Source organism: Salinibacterium sp. TMP30 (assembly GCF_038397785.1).
In the GTDB taxonomy this organism is placed as follows: domain Bacteria; phylum Actinomycetota; class Actinomycetes; order Actinomycetales; family Microbacteriaceae; genus Rhodoglobus.
The window spans coordinates 1,432,440-1,451,450 of sequence record NZ_CP151642.1 but is presented as its reverse complement, the minus strand read 5'-3'; the positions used below and the strand labels follow the sequence as shown (position 1 = coordinate 1,451,450).

19 protein-coding genes and 1 pseudogene are annotated in these 19,011 nt (G+C 58.0%); 12 read left to right on the top strand and 8 right to left on the bottom strand.

The features are described from left to right. The first annotated feature begins 1 nt into the window (after window position 1). The 6 genes from AADH44_RS07100 (at window position 2) to AADH44_RS07075 (ending at window position 5,322) form a co-directional block, all read left to right on the top strand. Window positions 2–1,420, top strand: a complete 1,419-nt coding sequence (locus tag AADH44_RS07100) for a dipeptidase (RefSeq protein WP_341952004.1) — start codon at window positions 2–4, stop codon at window positions 1,418–1,420. Window positions 1,421–1,429: 9 nt separating this feature from the next. Continuing rightward, window positions 1,430–1,786, top strand: a complete 357-nt coding sequence (locus tag AADH44_RS07095) for an iron-sulfur cluster assembly accessory protein (protein ID WP_341952003.1) — start codon at window positions 1,430–1,432, stop codon at window positions 1,784–1,786. 116 nt (window positions 1,787–1,902) lie between these two features. Beyond that, window positions 1,903–2,781, top strand: coding sequence for a cytochrome c oxidase subunit II (gene coxB / locus AADH44_RS07090; protein WP_341952002.1), 879 nt, complete (start codon window positions 1,903–1,905; stop codon window positions 2,779–2,781). A gap of 5 nt (window positions 2,782–2,786) precedes the next feature. Next, window positions 2,787–4,466 (top strand): cytochrome c oxidase subunit I, encoded by a 1,680-nt coding sequence (ctaD, locus tag AADH44_RS07085; protein ID WP_341952001.1) that lies wholly within the window; start codon window positions 2,787–2,789, stop codon window positions 4,464–4,466. 3 nt (window positions 4,467–4,469) lie between these two features. Then, window positions 4,470–4,892 (top strand): cytochrome c oxidase subunit 4, encoded by a 423-nt coding sequence (locus AADH44_RS07080; RefSeq protein WP_341952000.1) that lies wholly within the window; start codon window positions 4,470–4,472, stop codon window positions 4,890–4,892. A gap of 4 nt (window positions 4,893–4,896) precedes the next feature. Further along, window positions 4,897–5,322, top strand: a complete 426-nt coding sequence (locus tag AADH44_RS07075; protein ID WP_341951999.1) for a GNAT family N-acetyltransferase — start codon at window positions 4,897–4,899, stop codon at window positions 5,320–5,322. A gap of 275 nt (window positions 5,323–5,597) precedes the next feature. Here the strand turns inward: AADH44_RS07075 and AADH44_RS07070 are convergent, their stop codons facing one another. From AADH44_RS07070 to AADH44_RS07055, 4 genes are read right to left on the bottom strand one after another with little or no spacing between them, the layout of a single operon-like run. Beyond that, window positions 5,598–7,214, bottom strand: a complete 1,617-nt coding sequence (locus AADH44_RS07070; RefSeq protein WP_341951998.1) for a ubiquinol-cytochrome c reductase cytochrome b subunit — start codon at window positions 7,212–7,214, stop codon at window positions 5,598–5,600. Beyond that, window positions 7,211–8,287, bottom strand: coding sequence for a Rieske 2Fe-2S domain-containing protein (locus AADH44_RS07065; RefSeq protein ID WP_341951997.1), 1,077 nt, complete (start codon window positions 8,285–8,287; stop codon window positions 7,211–7,213). The genes AADH44_RS07070 and AADH44_RS07065 overlap by 4 nt, the downstream gene beginning before the upstream one ends. A 39-nt stretch (window positions 8,288–8,326) precedes the next feature. Then, window positions 8,327–9,136 carry a cytochrome c gene (locus AADH44_RS07060; protein WP_341951996.1) on the bottom strand — a complete coding sequence of 270 codons (810 nt, stop codon included), beginning with the start codon at window positions 9,134–9,136 and terminating at the stop codon, window positions 8,327–8,329. A 17-nt stretch (window positions 9,137–9,153) separates the two neighbouring features. After that, on the bottom strand, window positions 9,154–9,789 hold the full coding sequence (locus AADH44_RS07055; RefSeq protein WP_341951995.1) for a heme-copper oxidase subunit III: 636 nt from the start codon (window positions 9,787–9,789) through the stop codon (window positions 9,154–9,156). A gap of 77 nt (window positions 9,790–9,866) precedes the next feature. Here AADH44_RS07055 and trpD point away from each other — a divergent pair, with 77 nt between their 5' ends. Beyond that, window positions 9,867–10,922 carry an anthranilate phosphoribosyltransferase gene (trpD, locus tag AADH44_RS07050; RefSeq protein ID WP_341951994.1) on the top strand — a complete coding sequence of 352 codons (1,056 nt, stop codon included), beginning with the start codon at window positions 9,867–9,869 and terminating at the stop codon, window positions 10,920–10,922. A gap of 58 nt (window positions 10,923–10,980) precedes the next feature. On the opposite strand, the gene glpK is transcribed toward trpD, so the two are convergent. Further along, on the bottom strand, window positions 10,981–12,489 hold the full coding sequence (glpK, locus tag AADH44_RS07045; RefSeq protein WP_341951993.1) for a glycerol kinase GlpK: 1,509 nt from the start codon (window positions 12,487–12,489) through the stop codon (window positions 10,981–10,983). Window positions 12,490–12,530: 41 nt separating this feature from the next. Then, window positions 12,531–12,902: a YchJ family metal-binding protein gene (locus AADH44_RS07040; protein ID WP_341951992.1), complete on the bottom strand. Its 372-nt coding sequence runs from the start codon at window positions 12,900–12,902 to the stop codon at window positions 12,531–12,533. A 170-nt stretch (window positions 12,903–13,072) separates the two neighbouring features. Between AADH44_RS07040 and AADH44_RS07035 the strand changes: the two genes are divergently transcribed. Then, window positions 13,073–14,008, top strand: a complete 936-nt coding sequence (locus tag AADH44_RS07035) for a universal stress protein (RefSeq protein WP_341951991.1) — start codon at window positions 13,073–13,075, stop codon at window positions 14,006–14,008. Here the strand turns inward: AADH44_RS07035 and AADH44_RS07030 are convergent. After that, window positions 14,005–14,397, bottom strand: coding sequence for a DUF805 domain-containing protein (locus tag AADH44_RS07030; protein WP_341951990.1), 393 nt, complete (start codon window positions 14,395–14,397; stop codon window positions 14,005–14,007). The genes AADH44_RS07035 and AADH44_RS07030 overlap by 4 nt on opposite strands. 75 nt (window positions 14,398–14,472) lie before the next feature. Then, a pseudogene (locus tag AADH44_RS07025) lies at window positions 14,473–15,501 on the bottom strand (ATP-binding cassette domain-containing protein); the annotation flags it as partial. 119 nt (window positions 15,502–15,620) lie between these two features. Here AADH44_RS07025 and AADH44_RS07020 point away from each other — a divergent pair. From AADH44_RS07020 to AADH44_RS07005, 4 genes are all read left to right on the top strand, one after another. Beyond that, entirely contained in the window at window positions 15,621–15,836 is a 216-nt protein-coding gene (locus AADH44_RS07020; protein ID WP_341951989.1) for a hypothetical protein, read from the top strand. A 175-nt stretch (window positions 15,837–16,011) separates the two neighbouring features. Continuing rightward, entirely contained in the window at window positions 16,012–17,286 is a 1,275-nt protein-coding gene (locus tag AADH44_RS07015) for a M20/M25/M40 family metallo-hydrolase (protein WP_341951988.1), read from the top strand. Further along, complete coding sequence (locus AADH44_RS07010) at window positions 17,283–18,032, top strand: FCD domain-containing protein (RefSeq protein ID WP_341951987.1); 750 nt, start codon at window positions 17,283–17,285, stop codon at window positions 18,030–18,032. The genes AADH44_RS07015 and AADH44_RS07010 overlap by 4 nt, the downstream gene beginning before the upstream one ends. After that, on the top strand, window positions 18,029–18,988 hold the full coding sequence (locus AADH44_RS07005) for an ABC transporter permease (RefSeq protein WP_341951986.1): 960 nt from the start codon (window positions 18,029–18,031) through the stop codon (window positions 18,986–18,988). The genes AADH44_RS07010 and AADH44_RS07005 overlap by 4 nt, the downstream gene beginning before the upstream one ends. Window positions 18,989–19,011: the final 23 nt, after the last annotated feature.

Below are 19,011 nucleotides of genomic sequence, written 5' to 3'. Positions count from 1 at the left end.
TATGACTCACACGCCGCAGCCGACGTCCGCATCGAACACTCCAGATCCTTTACTCGATTCCCTCTCTGAGGCCATTATCGCGGCAATGCCGGCAACGATTGCGGAGCTATCGGCCCTGGTGCGGATTCCGTCGGTGTCCTGGGATGGTTTCGATCCTGGGCAGGTGCAGCGCAGCGCAGAGGCAGCTAAGGCCCTGATCGAGAGCATCGGCGTTTTTGACGCTGTCGAGCTTGCGCGTGCGCCCATTGATGAGACGACGCTCGGCCATCCGGCTCTTCTTGCTACGCGCAAGGCGAAGAATGGCAAGCCAACGATTCTTCTGTACGCCCATCATGATGTGCAGCCTCCCGGTCAGGATGCGGATTGGGATTCGCCCCCCTTTGAGCCGACCGTGCGCGGCGACCGGTTGTATGGCCGAGGTGCCGCTGATGACAAGGCAGGAATCATGGCTCACGTTGCGGCGATCCGCGCGTTCGTCGCCATTGTCGGCGACGATTTTGATCTTGGCCTCGTGGCCTTCTTTGAGGGCGAAGAAGAATTCGGCTCGCGTTCGTTTGCCAACTTCATCACGGAGAACCGCGAAAAACTTGCCGCCGATGTGATCGTCGTTGCGGATTCCGACAACTGGGACATCAACACGCCGTCACTGACTGTAGGACTGCGCGGGAACGTCACTTTCAAGCTCACGGTGTCGACGCTCGCGCACGCATCACATTCAGGCATGTTTGGGGGAGCGGTGCCGGATGCGATGCTCGCTACTATCAAGCTCCTTGCGACTTTGCACGATGAGACCGGTGCTGTTGCCGTTGACGGTCTTACTGGTCGCGATGGACAGAGACCCGAGTACAGCGAAGAGAAACTGCGACATGAAGCAGGTTTACTTGGGGGCGTTTCCTCGGTGGGCACCGGCAGCATCCTCGGCAGGCTGTGGGACAAACCGTCCATTACGATAACCGGCATCGATGCGCCGACAGTGATGAACGCATCCAACACTCTGGCTCCGAGCATCACGGTCAAGCTCAGCGCGCGTATTGCGCCAGGTCAGGACCCTAACGATGCGTTCACGGCGCTGCAGGCTCACCTTGAAGCCAATGCTCCTTTTGGGGCGCACCTCGAAATCTCGGATATTGACCGCGGCAGCCCATTTCTTGTTGATACCAGCGGTTGGGCGGTTGAGGTTGTCAAGACCGCGATGCATGAGGCGTGGGGCAACGAACCCCTCGAGACCGGAATTGGCGGTTCGATCCCTTTTATCTCTGACCTCGTCGAGGTTTTTCCTGAAGCCCAGATTTTAGTGACGGGAGTGGAAGACCCTGAGTCGCGCGCTCATAGCCCGAATGAGTCCTTGCATCTCGGTGTTTTCAAACGTGCCATCCTCACCGAGGCTCTGCTGCTCGCAAAGTTGGAACGTCGGGCGTAGAATTGGGTCATGACTGAAACCGCTGTTGAAACTGCTGCCCACGGAGTTGCACTGACTCAGGCTGCCACGGACAAGGTCCGTAGCCTGATGTCGCAAGAGGGTCGCGATGACCTGCGCTTACGTCTGGCCGTTCAACCGGGCGGATGCTCGGGGCTGATCTATCAGCTTTACTTCGACGAGCGCGTTCTTGACGGCGATGTAAGTGTTGATTTCGGCGATGGCGTAGAAGTTGTTGTCGACAAGATGAGTGTTCCGTACCTTGACGGTGCGAGCATCGATTTTGAAGACACGATCCAGAAGCAGGGTTTCACTATCGACAACCCGAACGCTGAGGGCAGTTGTGCCTGTGGTGACAGTTTCAACTAATTTCACAGTAATTTTTTGAGAGGGTGCGCCGATTTGGCGCACCTTTTCACTTGTACGGGGCGAGCCGGTAATCATGAGACCGTCTGGCTCCCTATAGACTGGAAAGGTATTAGTCCGTGTTCTTCGAGAGGTCACAGGTGCGCTCTAACCGCCGAATTCGATTGGCTGCGATTCCCATCGCTCTGGTTACGATGCTGGTCTTGGCCGGTTGTTCTCAGGATCAGCTTCAGGGTTATCTGCCAGGAAGTCCTGACACGACCAACCACACGAGCAGCATCATAGGGTTGTGGGTTACGTCGTGGATCGTGCTTCTGATCGTGGGCGCTATCACCTGGGGCCTCATCATTTGGGCCGCTGTTGTCTACCGCCGCCGTCGCGGCCAGACCGGGCTTCCCGTTCAATTGCGCTACAACATGCCGATCGAGATTTTCTACACGATCGTGCCTCTGATTCTGGTAATCGGCTTCTTCGCCTTCACCGCTCGAGACCAAGCGCAGATCGAAAAGGTCGAGGTAAACCCCGATGTTTCGATCGAGGTCATTGGAAAGCGTTGGGCGTGGGACTTCAACTACATTGACGAAAATGTTTACAGCCCCGGAGTCCAAGCAGACTTCAACCCCGATGGCACAATTAATGTTGATGACTTGCCGCAGTTGGTCCTCCCTGTCGACAAGAAGGTCGAGATCAAGATCGAATCACGCGACGTGATTCACTCTTTCTGGGTGGTTGACTTCTTGTACAAGAAGGACATGATCCCCGGCAAGACCAACTACATGTACTTCATTCCGACGAAGGAAGGTACCTATCAGGGCAAGTGTGCGGAGTTGTGTGGTGAGAACCACTCGCTCATGCTCTTCACTGTAAAGGTCGTCTCCGAAACCGAGTACGAGGACTACATCGAAGGTCAGCGTGCGGCTGGCTACGAAGGTCAACTCGGCATTGACTACAACGTCAACCAGAATTTGCCCGGCAACGGCAGCAGCAACGAGGAATAGGGCTCATGAGCGTCGAACATAAGGGCAATGTCTTGGTGAACTGGGTCACCTCGACAGACCACAAAACGATCGGGTACATGTACCTGATCACCTCCTTCTTCTACTTCCTTCTCGGTGGCGTGATGGCACTTGTCATTCGCGCTCAGCTTTTTGAACCGGGTTTGTCAGTTGTTGCTACCGGTGAGCAGTACAACCAGTTGTTCACGATGCATGGCACGATCATGCTGCTGATGTTCGCAACCCCGCTATTCGCTGGCTTCGCGAACGTGCTTATGCCACTCCAAATCGGAGCGCCTGATGTTGCCTTCCCGCGACTCAACGCATTCGCCTACTGGCTTTACAGTTTCGGCTCGCTGATTGCGGTCGCCGGGTTCCTTACCCCTCAGGGTGCAGCATCTTTCGGTTGGTTTGCCTACGCTCCGCTTTCAAGCACCACATTCTCTCCCGGGCTCGGCGGAAACCTGTGGGTATTCGGCCTGACGATGAGTGGATTCGGAACGATCCTCGGTGCCGTGAACTTCATCACGACCATCATTACAATGCGTGCACCCGGAATGACGATGTTCCGCATGCCAATCTTCACGTGGAACACTCTCGTTACTTCGCTGCTCATTCTTATGGCATTCCCGGTTCTTGCTGCTGCCCTCTTCGGTCTCGGTGCAGATCGAGTCGTTGGTGCCCATATTTACGATCCGGCAAATGGTGGGGTGATCCTCTGGCAGCACTTGTTCTGGTTCTTTGGTCACCCCGAGGTATACATCATTGCCCTTCCGTTCTTTGGAATCGTCTCAGAAGTCTTCCCGGTATTCAGCCGTAAACCGATCTTCGGTTACTCGACCCTGATTTATGCGACGATCTCGATTGCGGCGCTTTCAGTCACGGTCTGGGCTCACCACATGTATGTCACCGGATCGGTATTGCTGCCGTTCTTCTCGCTCATGACGATGCTTATCGCGGTGCCCACCGGCGTCAAGATATTCAACTGGGTCGGCACACTGTGGCGAGGCTCAATTACCTTTGAGACACCCATGTTGTGGGCACTCGGCTTCCTCGTGACCTTCACTTTCGGTGGACTTACCGGCGTAATCCTCGCGAGCCCACCGCTCGACTTCCACGTGTCTGACACCTACTTTGTCGTCGCGCACTTCCACTACGTAGTTTTCGGAACGGTCGTCTTTGCGATGTTCAGTGGCTTCTACTTCTGGTGGCCCAAGTGGACCGGAAAGATGCTCAACGAGCGTCTCGGAAAGATCCACTTCTGGTTGCTGTTCATTGGTTTCCACACCACGTTCCTCATCCAGCACTGGGCCGGAGTTGTCGCTCTGCCTCGTCGATACCGCACCTACCTCGAAGAGGATGGCGTGACGTGGATGAACCAGGTTTCCACGATCGGAGCATTCTTGCTCGCTGTGTCGATGATTCCGTTCCTCTATAACGTGTATATCACCGCACGCAGGGCACCGAAGGTTACCGTCGACGACCCGTGGGGCTACGGTCGCTCACTCGAGTGGGCAACCAGCTGCCCGCCGCCGCGCCACAACTTCACCTCCATTCCGCGAATTCGTTCAGAGTCCCCGGCATTCGATCTGAATCATCCCGAGGCAGGTATCGCGGTTGGTATCGGTCCAGGCAAAGATGCGCCGGAGGCGCCAGTTTATGATCTCGCAGACGAGAAGGTGAAATAGCCCATGAAGGCGAATGTAAAGCTCTACTGGATTCTGACCGTATTCTTCTTCGTCGTTGCGGCCCTCTACACAGGTTGGTCGCTCATTGACCAGGCACACCAGCGTGTCGAGTGGGCGGGCACGATTGCACTTGCTCTCAGCGGACTGCTGTGGGCTCTCATCGCCTTCTACCTCGGCAAAGTTCATGACGCGCAAGGTGGTGAACTCGCAGAGGACCGTCTCGACGCAAACATTGAAGACGGCGATGCTGAGCAAGGACATTACAGCCCGTGGAGCTGGTGGCCCATTGTGCTCGCCGCAGCCGTCTCACTCGTATTCTTAGGTGTTGCGGTTGGAGCGTGGATCGCGTTTATTGGTGGCGGAATTCTCATCGTAAGCCTCGTAGGGTGGACGTATGAGTACTACCGCGGATACTTCGCACGCTAAATCTATGCAGATACGGTCTGCGACCGCCGCCGATGCTGGCGCAGTCTTCGAACTCCTCAAGCAGCTAGGTACCGAATATGCGCCGGACCGTGCGGCGTTTGACGCGAGTTTTGCGCACGCTGTGGAGGATCAGGCCGCCACGCTCCTGCTGGTCGCCGAGAAGCCTAGTTTTGGCGTTGTTGGCTATGCTTTTGCGACCATCGCGCACCTGCTCCACACCAATGGAAGCTCTGCGCAGCTACAAGAGCTCGTTGTAGACAGTTCAGTTCAGAGCTCGGGTATCGGAACACGACTTGTTGAGGCTGTCGAGGCAGTGTGCCTCGAGCGCGGCGTTAGACAGCTCACGGTTCCGAGCCGCGGATCGGCTGACTTCTTTGAGCGAATCGGCTACCGCTCAACCGCCGATTTTCTCAAGCGCGTTTTCGACTAACGACTGACGCCGCTTACTCGGCCAAGGCGCTCACATCGCCCTGCAGGTTCGAATTCTAGGCCCTGTTTCCTAGCAGCTTCTCTTACGTGCGCTTATCGTTCTGACGCGAGCAAGGGGTACTGCTAAGTCCCTTCACATCGGTGCCGGAAGTTCTGTACATCCGCCCCTCAGGTGCCAAAGGGGTGTCGCTCTCTAGGGTTGAGACGCTGTTAGACAACTGTGGGCCTTGACAGAAGTTATCTGTCAAGGCCCACTGTGGTTTAGGCGGGGGAGAGCTAGTGGTGCTCGTCCTGTGATTGTTCGATTTCACGCCGTGATACGGGCGCGATGCGGTCTTCGAAGAACCAGCGTGAAGCGGATGCTCGGATGCGCTGACCCGTCGAGATTTTTCCCTCAGCATTCGGGCGAATCATCAACGGCTTGTAATCGGTGTAGTTGACTAGCTTCCAGCGCTCGTACTCGCTGAGCTGTTCGTGAACTTCGATGTACTCACCGTGCGGAAGGCGCACGATTCGTCCTGACTCGTAACCGTGCAGTGCGATCTCCCGATCCTTCTTCTGCAGACCCAGACATATGCGCTTCGTGAGGAAGTAGGCGATGATCGGTCCGAAGATGAGTAACGCCTGGCAGGCGTGGATGACACCCTCAATAGTCAGCTTGAAGTGCGTTGCTATCAGGTCGGAACTGGCCGCGGCCCAAAGGACTGCGTAGAAGGTGACACCAGCAGCACCGATAGCGGTACGCGTCGGGGCGTTGCGAGGGCGGTCGGCAATGTGGTGTTCACGCTTGTCGCCGGTAACCCACGCTTCAATGAACGGGTAGAAGGCCACGATCGCGATAAACAATCCCAGGATGACTAGTGGCGCGATGATGTTGAACGACCACAAGTGACCGAGCCATACGAATTCCCAACCTGGTGGCACAAGCCGGAGTGCTCCGTCGGCGAAACCGATGTACCAGTCAGGCTGCGTACCTGCAGAAACAGGGGAGGGGTCGTACGGTCCATAAACCCAGACCGGGTTGATCGAGAACGTTGACGCGATCAGCGTGATTACCCCGAACACGATAAAGAAGAATCCACCAGCCTTGGCCGCGAAGCCAGGCATCACGGGGGATCCAACGACGTTGTCGTTGGTACGACCGGGGCCAGCGAACTGCGTGTGCTTGTTGATTACGAGTAATAGCATGTGTACACCAATTGCCGCGATGATGATCGCCGGCAACAACATGATGTGCAGAATATACAAGCGGCTGACGATGTCGACGCCGGGGAACTCTCCACCAAACAGAAGGTAGGAGATCCAGGTTCCGATAACCGGAATTCCCTTGACCATTCCGTCGATGATGCGCAGACCGTTTCCGGAAAGCAGGTCATCGGGGAGCGAGTAACCGGTGAAACCTTCGGCCATTGCGAGGATGAAGAGAACGAATCCGATGAACCAGTTGATTTCTCGTGGCTTGCGGAATGCACCGGTAAAGTACACACGAAGCATGTGAAGTCCAATGGCGGCCACGAACAGCAGCGCTGCCCAGTGGTGTACCTGTCGCATGAGGAGGCCACCGCGAATGTCGAAGGAGATATCGAGTGTCGAAGCCATAGCGGCAGACATCTCAATACCCTTCAGGGGTGCGTATGAACCGTCGTATTCGACCTCAACCATGGATGCCTGGAAGAAGAACGTCAGGAAGGTTCCCGAGAGCAGGATCACGATAAAGCTGTAGAGAGCGACCTCTCCGAGCATAAACGACCAGTGGTCGGGGAAGATTTTGCGGCCTACCTCTTTGACGAGGCCAGAGATGCTGGTGCGCTCATCGATGTAGTTCGCTGCAGCTGAAGTGAAGCGCTGTCCGCGCGACTTCTGCTGAACTTCCTGTGTAGGTGTGGTTGTCATAGCGGGCGCTCCCAGAAGCTTGGTCCGACGGGCTCGTTAAAGTCGCTCTGTGCGATGAGGTATCCCTCTGAGTCGACCGTGATCGGCAATTGGGGAAGTGGACGTGCTGCCGGTCCGAAGATCACTGCGGCTTCGCGAGTGATGTCAAACTGCGATTGGTGGCACGGGCACAGCAAGTGGTGGGTCTGCTGCTCGTAAAGTGCGACCGGGCATCCAACGTGTGTGCAGATTTTGGAGTACGCAACGATTCCGTCGTAGCTCCAGCCTTCACGACCCTCAGAAATTTCCATGTCTCCGGGCTTGAGCCGAACAAGGATTACGGCTGCCTTTGCCTTTTCTTCGATCCGGTGCTCATCGTCATTGAGTCCCTCAGGGATGACCTGGAATGCGGACCCTATTGTGAGGTCTGACGCCTTGATCGGGGTGCCGCTGGGGTCTTGCGTGAGGCGCATCCCTTTCTCCCAAAAAGTGTTCCGGAGAAGTGGAACGGGGTCTTCCTCTGGAGCAAGGTCGCGGAATAGTGCGATTGCAGGAAGAGGTGTGACTACCAGAGCACCAATGAGCGTGTTGCGCAGCAGCGTGCGACGGCCGAAGCCGGACTCTTTATTACCGAGCGTGAACACTTCGATCGCCTTGGAGCGAGTTTCTTCGCTACCTCGGGTACCGTGGCGCTGCTCAACAAGGTCGTGACCCTCCATAAGGGCCTTGGCCCAGTGCACAGCGCCGATTCCGATACCGAGGAGTCCGAGGGTAATCCCGAGGCCGAGGAACAGCGTGTTGTTGCGCACGGAGGCCATGTTTCCCGGTTCAATCGGGAACGCGATGTAGGCGGCAACGGCAAGCACGCTTCCGACGATGGAAACGAAAAATAGCGCCGAAATGCGACGTTCTTGTTGCTTGTCAACCTTGGGATCGAGATCCGTCACGCGTGGGCGGTACGGCGGGAACCCAGGGTTGGGTACTTCGTCGGTTGCGACGACAGCGGTGCCTGCACTGTGTGCAGGTGCGCTGTTCTGCGCGACGTCCGTGCCCGCAGCGGTGCTGCTGGCGGTATCGCCGTGGTCGTCTGCCATTCTTATCCCTTCAACCGTCCGCTGTGTAGCGGCCGCTAACTAGTTTGATTTAGCCGTGAGCCAGACCGTGATTGCCACGATCGCACCGAGGCCGAAGATCCAGATGAACAATCCCTCAGAAACGGGGCCGAGCGATCCGAGGGTGAATCCACCCACAGACGGCGTTTCGTCAAGGTACTTGAGGTACGTGATGATGTCGGCCTTCTCTTCAGGGGAGAGGTTTTGGTCGTTGAACACTGGCATGTTCTGCGGACCAGTAAGCATTGCCTCATAGGCGTGCTTCGGGGTCACTCCAGCAAGAGCGGGAGCGTACTTACCTTCCGTGAGCGCGCCACCCGCACCCGCAACGTTGTGACACATGGCGCAATTGACGCGGAACAACTCAGCGCCATTGGACACGTCGCCGTTGCCCGTGAGGTACATGTCAGCCGGAATCGCTGGGCCAGGACCCTTGGATGCGACGAAGACGGACAGCGCCTGAATCTGCTCTTCTGTGAACTGCACGGGCTTCTTCTCGCCCTGCGGACCCGAGTAGGCCAGAGGCATGCGGCCAGTGCCTACCTGGAAGTCGACAGACGCTGCTCCAACACCGATGAGGGTCGGACCCTGTGTGGTGCCTTCAAGATTGAGTCCGTGGCACGTGGCACAGTTTGCCGCGAATAGCTTTCCGCCCTCCTCGACCAGCGCATCCGCTGAGGCGCTGGTCTCTGCCGTTGCACTAGAGGTGAAGAGCGCGTAAGCGCCACCCGTACCAACGAGACCCACCAGAAGGAGGGCTACGGTCGCAAGAGGATGACGTCGCCCGACAGATCGTGACCTGCGAGACGCGCGGACTGCCGATGTTGCCATTGCTGCTTTTCCATTTCTCATTTGAGCAAGTAAATGATTACGAAGAGGCCGATCCAGACCACGTCGACGAAGTGCCAGTAGTAAGAAACGACGATGGCGGTCGTCGCTTCTTTATGGCGGAAATTCTTGACGGCGAATCCACGCCCGATCACCAGGAGGAAGGCGATGAGTCCACCCGCAACGTGAAGACCGTGGAAGCCGGTGGTGATGTAGAACGCCGAACCGTAGGAGTCGCTCGAGAGGCTGACGTACTCCGAGACCAGCGTGGCGTACTCGTATACCTGTCCGGTGACGAAGGTGGCGCCCATGGCGAAGGTGAGGAAGAACCATTCGGTCATGCCCCACTTCCAAAACTGGAGGAGCTTGCCTGTGCGGTGCACCTGCATCCGCTCAGCAGCAAAGACACCAAACTGGCAGGTCACCGAGGAGAGCACGAGGATGATCGTGATCGTCGTGGCAAACGGAACGTTGAGTTTTTCGGTTTGCTCAGCCCACAGCGCAGGCGAAGTAGACCTCAGAGTGAAGTAAATCGCAAAGAGGCCAGCAAAGAACATCACCTCGCTTCCGAGCCAGACGATGGTACCGACCGCAACAGTGTTCGGTCGTTGGACAGACTGGGCTCCGAGCGAGCGATTGAGGGCAGCTGTGGTCACTTATCTATTATGGCTGATATCTGGGGGTTCGTTTTTCAATCTCCGGCCAGTCGCCAAGCATCGGTAGGATTTCACTTATGGCATCTACCCCAACTTGGCAGCAAATTCTCAGTTCGCTCGTTTCCGGAAGCGATTTGTCGATTAGTCAGGCCGAATGGGCAATGAAATCTGTGATGAACGGCCAAGCTACTTCGGCACAACTCGCTGCCATGCTTATTGCACTCCGAATCAAGGGGGAGACGGTCGATGAGATCGTCGGATTTCGGGATGCTGCACTCGCCAGTGCCTTACCGTTACCGGTAGATCCCATGGCTCTCGACATCGTGGGAACCGGGGGAGACCCATATGGGGCGGTGCTGAACATCTCCTCTGTGGCGTCCATAATTGCCGCAGCGGGAGATGTGCCGGTGATCAAGCACGGGAACCGTGCTGCGAGCAGCAAGAGCGGAGCATCCGATGTTCTCAGTGCATTAGGGCTGAACCTTGACCTCACCCCTGAGCGTGTCGCCGAAGTACTGAGTGAAGTAGGCATCACCTTTGTGTACGCGGCACTGTTTCACCCCGGCTTTGCGCATGCGGGCCCCACTCGTCGGGAGCTCGCAATTCCGACTCTCTTCAATATTCTTGGGCCGCTCTGCAATCCGGCCCGACCTCAGGCCTCAGCGGTCGGTGTGGGAAGCCGTGAGCGTGTCAGCCTTCTTGTTGGAGTGTTCCAGACTCGCGGCGCGACGGCACTGGTCTACCGCGGAGACGACGGTATCGACAAACTCACCACCACCGGTCACAGCCATGTCTGGGAAGTGTCGCGAGGTTTTGTGACAGAGCACGACCTTGATCCGCTTGAGCTCGGCATCCCGCGCGCGCCAATTGAGGCACTGCTGGGTCATGACCCGGAGTACAACGCGAATGTGATTCGGTCGGTGCTTGCCGGAGAAAAAACGCCGGCGCGCGACATTGTGCTTCTCAACGCTGCAGCGGGCCTCGCTTCGTTCAGCCTCGCGCACGACCCCGAGCAGAGCCAGCGACCGCTATTGGTGCGGCTTCGTGAGCAACTTGAGCGTGCAGAGGACCTTGTTGATTCAGGGCGCGCGAGTGCCAAGCTAGATGAGTGGGTCGCAGCAACTAACCGCTGATGGCCGGTGCCGCCTGCGGCGGTCGACGTGTGCCCGCTGGTGGTGTGGTGCTGCAGCCCTACTCGGTGTCTTCATCAACCCAATCAAGGGTCTTCGAGATCGCTTTTTTCCAATTGCGCAATAGTCGTTGGCGTTCCTCATCTGGCATGCTCGGCTCCCACCGTTCGCCCTCCTGCCAGTTAGAACGAAGCTCGTCGAGTCCACTCCAGTAGTCGACAGCAAGACCAGCAGCATAGGCGGCACCGAGAGCTGTAGTCTCGGCTACAACGGGACGCACAACCGGCAAGTTCAGGATGTCCGCTTGAAATTGCATGAGCGCCGAATTTTCGACCATGCCACCATCGACTCGCAGTTCGGTCATCGCGACATCGGCATCCGCATTGGCCGCATCGATGACGTCGCTAGTCTGGAATGCGGTTGCTTCGAGCGCGGCGCGAGCGATGTGGCCTTTGTTCGCGAAACGGGTGAGTCCAAGAATCGCTCCCCGGGCATCCGGTCGCCAATGGGGCGCAAAAAGCCCCGAGAACGCGGGCACAAAGTAGACACCACCGTTGTCATCGACGGATGCTGCGAGGGTTTCGACCTCTTCTGAGCGAGAAATGATGCCCAGATTGTCGCGCAACCACTGAACAAGCGAGCCTGTGACCGCGATTGAGCCTTCGATCGCGTAGCGCGGCGCGTCATCGCCAAGTTGATAGGCGAGCGTGGTGATCAGCCCGTTGGTGGAGTGCACAATTTCGGTACCCGTATTTGTGAGCAAGAAATTGCCGGTGCCATACGTGTTCTTCGATTCGCCAGCCTCGAACGCGGTTTGCCCGAAAGTTGCGGCTTGCTGATCGCCGAGAATGCCGGCGACGGGAACCTCTCGCAGCAGACTCGAACTTGAGACCGTGCCGTAAACCTCCGACGAACTGCGTATTTCGGGCATGAGCGACGCCGGAATGTTGAGTTCAGAGAGGATCTCATCGCTCCACGTGAGGGTTTCGAGATCCATGAGGAGTGTTCGGCTTGCGTTCGTGACGTCGGTGGCATGCACGCCACCGTCGGAGCCACCAGTGAGGTTCCATAACACCCAGGTGTCGGGGGTTCCGAAAGCGAGTTCACCCGCTTCGGCACGTTCGCGAACTCCGGCGACGTTGTCGAGCATCCACACAATCTTCGACGCCGAGAAATAGGTCGCAAGCGGGAGCCCGGTGGTGCGTTTGAATCGGTCTGTGTCGCCCTGCGCCAAGCGATCGACGATGGGCTGCGTGCGAGTGTCTTGCCAGACGATGGCGTTGTACACCGGTTCGCCGGTAGCCCGATCCCACAGGATGGCCGTTTCGCGCTGGTTGGTGATTCCTACGGCGGCGATGCTGTGGCGGGTAACGTTCGCTTTAGAAAGAGCTTGGCCGATTACTTCGCGCGTATTGTTCCAAATTTGTGTGGCATCGTGCTCGACCCACCCTGCTTTCGGAAAAATCTGGTCGTGCTCGAGTTGACCAGAGGTAACAACTTTTCCGTCGTGGTCGAAGATGATCGCGCGGGTGCTTGTGGTTCCCTGGTCGATTGAGAGTATGTAGTTCACCGGTTCTCCTCAGTTCTCATTCTTAGGCCACCGCTTTGTTACTAGACCGCGTCGACGTAGAGCCACGCGCCATTCTCGCGAATGAAACTGCTGTTTTCGTGTTGCTGCCCGGCGATGCCGCGACTGCGATAGTGCGCACGGAATTCGACTGTGCCGCGAGTATCGAGCATGCTTCCCCCGGTGCGAGCGACCATGTCGAGCCGGTACCAGTGCATTTCTGGGTCGAGTTCGAGCGTTCTAGGGCGAGTCGACGGATGCCACGTCTGCAGCAGGTATGCCGTGTCACCGACGGAGTAGGCGCTGTACCGCGAACGCATGAGACGTTCAGCGGTGGGAGCGAGTGCATCGCCACGGTGAAATCGCCCACAGCATTCGTCGTAACTTTCTTCGGACTGGCAGGGGCACACACGCATGTACTCAGCGTAGCTAGTTGCGTGGGTGATCGCCGTAAATGGGGTTGGCAGGGTTCCTCCTGTAATTGGAGCCGCACCAACGCATCAGATGCTGTCGGACCAAATCGCGCGAGTCAGGGGGGGGAACCTTGGGTCTAGTCGACGTTCACCAGTCGCTCTATGCTGAGGGTATGGACGGTATTGCTCGCACGACCCCACTCATCGTTGTCGGCGTCGACGGATCGAATTCCTCGTTGGCGGCCTTTGAGTTCGCAAAGGAATACGCACACGGGCTGCACGGCCGCCTTCGCGCTGTTTCCGCGTGGACCTACCCCATCACCTACAACCCGCTCCCTGTGTCATGGTCGCCAGAAGAGGAGGCGGAATCTCAACTCAGACAAGCGTCTAAAGACGTTTTCGGAGATACTCTCCCCACCTGGTACGAATCGGCGGTTCGGGAAGGGTCTGCTGCCAACAATCTCCTCGATGAGAGTCGCGAGGCGGACGTGCTTATTGTCGGGAGTCGAGGCCATGGCGGTTTCACGGGACTCCTCTTGGGCTCCGTGAGTTCGCAGTGCGCTGCGCATTCACGCTGCCCCGTCATAGTTATCCACTCTGCCGACAACAACCCGACGGGGTCGGATGAAGCTGGTCAGACCCCGCTCCTCGAGTCGGCGCGCGACCGCCCTCTCGTGGTCGGACACGATGGATCAGCTAACGCAGATGACGCACTCGAGTGGGCGCTAAACACCGCAGCGAGGCTGGGCGCATCCGTCGAGGTCGTGCGCACGTGGAACCTCGACCGCATTCCTCCCCAATTCACCGAGGAACACGGCTACGTGCCGTCGTTCGACGAAGTGACGGCACGGGTTCATCGCGATCTGGTGGCAGAAACTCGTAGTCTCATCGACAAGTACCCCACCGTCGAGGTCACTCTCCGCGCGGCCCTGTCGCAACCAGCAGCAGAGTTGATTAGCAGCTCGAAACATGCCCTGATGGTCGTCGTCGGCTCTCGCGGACGTGGGGGTTTCGCCGGACTGATTCTGGGCTCGGTAAGCAGCGAATGTGTGGCACGCGCCCATCGCCCTGTTGTTGTGGTGCCATCAGCTTCGCACAAGGAAAGCTAGGTGCCGCTCGGGTGATCGCCGTTACTTGGCGTGGATGGCTGGGTTCCCAGTGGGTGCATTAGCCCGGGCTGGCTGAGGTAGATCACCAGCACGATAACCCCGGCGATAGGAACGAGAATCCAAAAGATGTTGGTCCAGTCTCGCCCGGTGTCGCGGAGTCGTCGCACGGTGACAGCGAGTTGGGGGAGTAGCAGGGCCAGCGACCACGCACTGCTGAGGCTCGTACCCAGGGCGAGTGTTCCGTCTGAGGACGTCAGGTTGAGTGAACCGAGAATCGCGGTGGTGATGAAGGAGAAGAGAACGAACCACCAATACTCGGGCCGGCTCGCATGCCCGGTGAAGTCCGCGTACTTGCGAAACACAGTCGAGATGGATTCGAAGAATGTCACGGTGGCTCCCTGATGGCTTGGTGTGGTTTAGCGTAGTGTGCTGCGACGTCTACTGTTTGCGACCCTAGCGGTCGTCTAAGAGGTGGATGTCACGTACGCAGCGAGGTGCTCGCCCGTGAGGGTCGATTTCGCGGCGATGAGGTCTGCAGGTTTTCCTTCAAACACCACGCTTCCGCCGTGGTGACCGGCGCCGGGACCAAGATCGATGATCCAGTCGGCATGAGCCATCACTGCCTGATGATGCTCGACCACGATCACCGACTTTCCGGAGTCTACGAGTCGATCGAGAAGGCCCAGAAGCCGTTCAACATCAGCCATATGGAGGCCGGTGGTTGGTTCATCCAGCACGTACACGTCGCCTTTGTCAGCCATCTGCGTGGCGAGTTTGAGACGCTGACGCTCGCCCCCTGAGAGCGTGGGTAGTGGTTGGCCAAGGCGCAGGTAGCCGAGTCCGACATCCACGAGACGGTTCAGGATGGTGTGAGCCGCGGGTGTGCGTGCGTCGCCTTCGCTGAAGAAGGTTTCGGCCTCGGCCACCGACATGGCGAGAACTTCGCTGATGTCGCGCCCGCCGAGCTTGTACTCGAGCACGGAGCCCAGAAAGCGTTTGCCTTCGCAGACTTCGCAGAGGGTGGAGACACTGGCCATGACGCCGAGGTCGGTGTAGATTACACCGGCTCCGTTGCAGTTGGGGCAGGCGCCTTCAGAGTTTGCGCTGAAGAGCGCGGGTTTGACCCCGTTGGCTTTCGCGAACGCTTTGCGAATAGGTTCGAGCAGCCCGGTGTAGGTGGCAGGGTTGCTGCGGCGGGAGCCTTTGATGGCGCTCTGCTCGACCGAAACCACGCCGTCGCGTGGCACAACTGAACCGTGAATGAGTGAACTCTTGCCGGAGCCGGCGACTCCGGTCACGACGACGAGCGTGCCGAGGGGGATGTCGACATCCACATTTTTGAGGTTGTGCAAGTCTGCGCTACGGATTTCCATTGCGCCGGTGGGGGTGCGCACGGTGGCTTTGACGTCGACGCGGTTATCGATGTGGTGGCCGGTAACGGTGTCGCTCGTGCGCAGTTCGTCGAAGCTGCCTTCGAAACAAATCTGGCCGCCATCCAGGTGGACGGCAATCCACGAGTGGAACCTTGCTGCTGACCTTCACACAGTTGCTGCCAACGTCGGTGTTGGCGTCTTAGCTCGGTTCCCACAGTTACCTTGTTGCCGAGGGTTTCGTGGGTGAGAGTGCTATTCCGCTCTATGACCAGAGCAGTGTGCGTTCCGGTGACACGGTCACGATCACGGTCGGCGAAAAGTTCGCTGGTGACGTTGTCACCGTGTCGACCTACTCGACACCGACGCTGATTCGACCGCCGACAGTACGCGAGGCAGGAACAGGTTGGCGAGGATTTCCTCGACGATCGCCCCGGATGCACACTGCCGAGTTGTGACGGCGACGGACGGAACTCTCATCGGATGGGTGAACCTGACCATCACGGCACTACGGACGGGTGCATTCGCATTCACTGGTTCACCGTCTGAGTTCAGAGTCATCGCTGGCTAAATAACTCTTGCCTGAACACTCATTAATGGTTTATGGTCTGGACTATAGACCCAAAGGTGAGTATGAACATCGAACTAGACCGAGCTATCGACGCCCACGCAGAAGAGGCGTTCACATTCCTTGAGGCGCTGGTACGCGCGAAAAGCACCGTGGGCGCTGAACAGCCTGCGCTGAAAGTATTCGATCAGAAGCTCACCGCGCTTGGGTTTGAGACCGAACGCTTACCTTTTTCGAATGATGTAAACACTGACCCGCGGGCCGGCGTGACTCCGTCGCCCGAGGTGCAGAGCGATGGCCGTTATCAGGTGCTCGCCCGCACGCCGGGTACCGGTGGGCTTCGTGTGATGCTCAACGGCCACATGGACGTAGTTCCTGCCGAATCACCTGAGCTTTGGACCACACCACCTTTCGAGCCGACACGCCGGAACGGCCGACTGTATGGCCGAGGTGCCGGAGATATGAAGTGTGGTTTCGCCATCGGATGGCTCGCATTGCGGGCGTTGAAGGATGTCGCACCAGAACTCTTCGCCACTCAGCGCCTTGGATTCCTCGCTGTAATCGAGGAAGAATGTTCCGGTAACGGCGCCCTGACAGCCGCTTCTGAACACGGAGCGCTCGCGCCAGAAGTTGTTCTGCTCGAGCCGACCAATCTCGGAATTATGGTCGGCGGCGTCGGCGTGCTTTGGGTTGATGTTGCCGTGATTGCATCGTCAGGCCACGCGCAGCAGGCAGGCAATCATGTCAACGCCATCGACCTCGGCGTTCGCCTCATGGAGGGTTTGCGTGAATGGGCGGCTGACGTCTGGCAGGCGGAGCCAGAACCGAGCATGCCGGACGAGGAAAACCCATACAACATCAACGTCGGCAAAGTGCGCGCGGGCGACTGGACATCGACCGCACCGTCGACCGCGCTGTTCAGTGTCCGAATTGGTTTTCCTCGCGGATGGAGTGCGACCAAAGCAGAGGCGGAGGTGCGCGCAGCGATTGCCTCAACCGTCTCCAATGATGCAGCTTTCCCCTCGCAGCCAACGGTGACCCTGACCGGGTTCCGTGCGGAAGGCTATCTGTTGGATGCCGACGCGCCTCTTGTCCGCGACCTGACCGCCGCGCACATGGATGCCCATGGAACTAAACCCAAACCCTTCACACTGGGTAGCACCACGGATGCGCGAATCTATCTGAACCACTTCCACACCCCTGCCGTGTGCTTCGGCGCCGTAGCGTACGACATGCACGGCATAGACGAATCTGTTGAGCTTCAGAGCATCGTGGACGCTGCGAAAACGCTGGCCCGCTTCCTGCTTTCCAGATTTACCGGAGCGGGTGAGCTCGTATGACCAGCCAAATGCCGAGCTTCGGCGCACCCATTACGACCCGTCATATCGCAGACGATGTCGTTGACCGACTTGTGACTGCGGTAGCGCTCGGCCTTTACGTCCCCAACCAGCAGCTTCCGACTGAGCGGGAACTAGCAACCATGCTTGGGGTGTCGCGGACCTCAGTTCGTGAAGCTCTCAAGCAACTGACCGACACCGGATATGTGGAGGTCAGGCGCGGGCGCAATGGGGGATACTTCGTTCTCGCGAACTGGGGGCCAGGATCCGCGGAACATGTCAACCGTCACCTCGTACCAAACTGGGACGAATTTGAGCAACTATTTGACGCGCGCACGCTTGTTGAACCGTTGATTGCGCGTACCGCTGCTGAACGTTGCACCGACAACGATCGTGAGAAGATCGCCGCCGCTCTAGAGGAATATCTTGCTGCCACCGACCACGACGCCTCCCGAAGCGCCGACAGCAGTTTGCACCTAGCGATCGCGCAGGCGACGCACAACGCGATGCTCGTAGAGATCTCTGTGAGCTTCCGTACCCGTGTCAGCCTCAACCTCGGTGCAGAGCCCTATACCGACGAGGTTCGCCGAAAAGCGATAACACAGCATCAGGAGCTCGTGTCCGCTGTTACCGAAGGGCGCCCCGACGAGGCTGCAGATATCGCCGCACGCCACTTCACGCTTTCGGAGGACCTCATCCGATCGCTAGTTCAGCGCGCAAAGCAGGAGAGTCCGGGAGCCACGACATGAGCGGTCAACTTTTGTTTGCGCTTCGCCGGGTGCTCTTAACTATTCCGGTGCTCTTCGTCATGAGTATTGTCGTCTTCTTGATGATCCGGCTCGTCCCCGGCGACCCGGTTCGCACCATGCTCGGATTCAGAGCTACCGAAGAGAACGTGATCGAACTCCGTCGTCAACTAGGCTTGGACCAGAGCCTCTTCGTCCAGTACACAGACTGGGCCGGGGCACTCTTGCGCGGCGATCTAGGCACCGACATAGTCAGCCACGCTCCCTTAGCGGAACTGCTGGCGCAACGACTCCCTGTCACTCTCGAGCTTGCGGGCCTCTCCATGCTTCTCGCAGTGATTGTTGGTGTGCCTCTCGGAGTCCTCGCTGCGAACGGATCTCGCTGGGTCAAGCGATTAACGGAAGGGTTCGTAGTTTTCGGCATAAGCATTCCCGATTTTTGGTTGGGAATCATGTTGGTGCTCGTCTTTGCAGGAACGCTAGCCATCCTTCCGCCGTCTGGCTACGTGCCATTCGCGGTCGACCCATTGGAAAACCTGCGCTATATGATTCTGCCAGTCCTGACGCTTGCTGTCGGGGAAGCTGCCTACATCCTGCGGACAACACGGAGTTCAGTTGCCTCCGTCCTAGGCCGCCCGTTCGTTACTTTCCTTCGCGCGAAGGGTATCAAGACCAATCGAATCGTCCTCGGACACGCTTTGCGCAATGCTGGCCCAACCATCGTGACCGTCATCGGCATTCAAGTAGGTGTGCTGCTTGGCGGGGCAATCATCATCGAGACTCTGTTTGCCCTCCCTGGCGTCGGGCGACTCGTCGTCACAGCAATCAATCAACGCAACTATCCGACAGTTCAGGTTGGTGTCTTGGCGATCGCCACAATTTTCATCGTGATCTCCCTGGTTACTGACCTCATCGTTGCGCGACTCGACTCTCGAATCGGAGATGGTGCTGCGACATGATCACCACAGCAAAAACGCCCAAC

Excerpts from the sequence above, each read along its gene's own strand:
- AADH44_RS07065 (WP_341951997.1), bottom strand. The coding sequence starts at position 8,287 with ATGGCAGACGACCACGGCGATACCGCCAGCAGCACCGCTGCGGGCACG.
- AADH44_RS07035 (WP_341951991.1), top strand. The coding sequence starts at position 13,073 with ATGGACGGTATTGCTCGCACGACCCCACTCATCGTTGTCGGCGTCGAC.
- AADH44_RS07040 (WP_341951992.1), bottom strand. The coding sequence starts at position 12,902 with ATGCGTGTGTGCCCCTGCCAGTCCGAAGAAAGTTACGACGAATGCTGT.
- AADH44_RS07060 (WP_341951996.1), bottom strand. The coding sequence starts at position 9,136 with ATGGCAACATCGGCAGTCCGCGCGTCTCGCAGGTCACGATCTGTCGGG.
- AADH44_RS07015 (WP_341951988.1), top strand. The coding sequence starts at position 16,012 with ATGAACATCGAACTAGACCGAGCTATCGACGCCCACGCAGAAGAGGCG.
- AADH44_RS07070 (WP_341951998.1), bottom strand. The coding sequence starts at position 7,214 with ATGACAACCACACCTACACAGGAAGTTCAGCAGAAGTCGCGCGGACAG.
- AADH44_RS07010 (WP_341951987.1), top strand. The coding sequence starts at position 17,283 with ATGACCAGCCAAATGCCGAGCTTCGGCGCACCCATTACGACCCGTCAT.
- AADH44_RS07075 (WP_341951999.1), top strand. The coding sequence starts at position 4,897 with ATGCAGATACGGTCTGCGACCGCCGCCGATGCTGGCGCAGTCTTCGAA.
- ctaD (WP_341952001.1), top strand. The coding sequence starts at position 2,787 with ATGAGCGTCGAACATAAGGGCAATGTCTTGGTGAACTGGGTCACCTCG.
- AADH44_RS07080 (WP_341952000.1), top strand. The coding sequence starts at position 4,470 with ATGAAGGCGAATGTAAAGCTCTACTGGATTCTGACCGTATTCTTCTTC.
- AADH44_RS07095 (WP_341952003.1), top strand. The coding sequence starts at position 1,430 with ATGACTGAAACCGCTGTTGAAACTGCTGCCCACGGAGTTGCACTGACT.
- AADH44_RS07005 (WP_341951986.1), top strand. The coding sequence starts at position 18,029 with ATGAGCGGTCAACTTTTGTTTGCGCTTCGCCGGGTGCTCTTAACTATT.
- AADH44_RS07100 (WP_341952004.1), top strand. The coding sequence starts at position 2 with ATGACTCACACGCCGCAGCCGACGTCCGCATCGAACACTCCAGATCCT.
- trpD (WP_341951994.1), top strand. The coding sequence starts at position 9,867 with ATGGCATCTACCCCAACTTGGCAGCAAATTCTCAGTTCGCTCGTTTCC.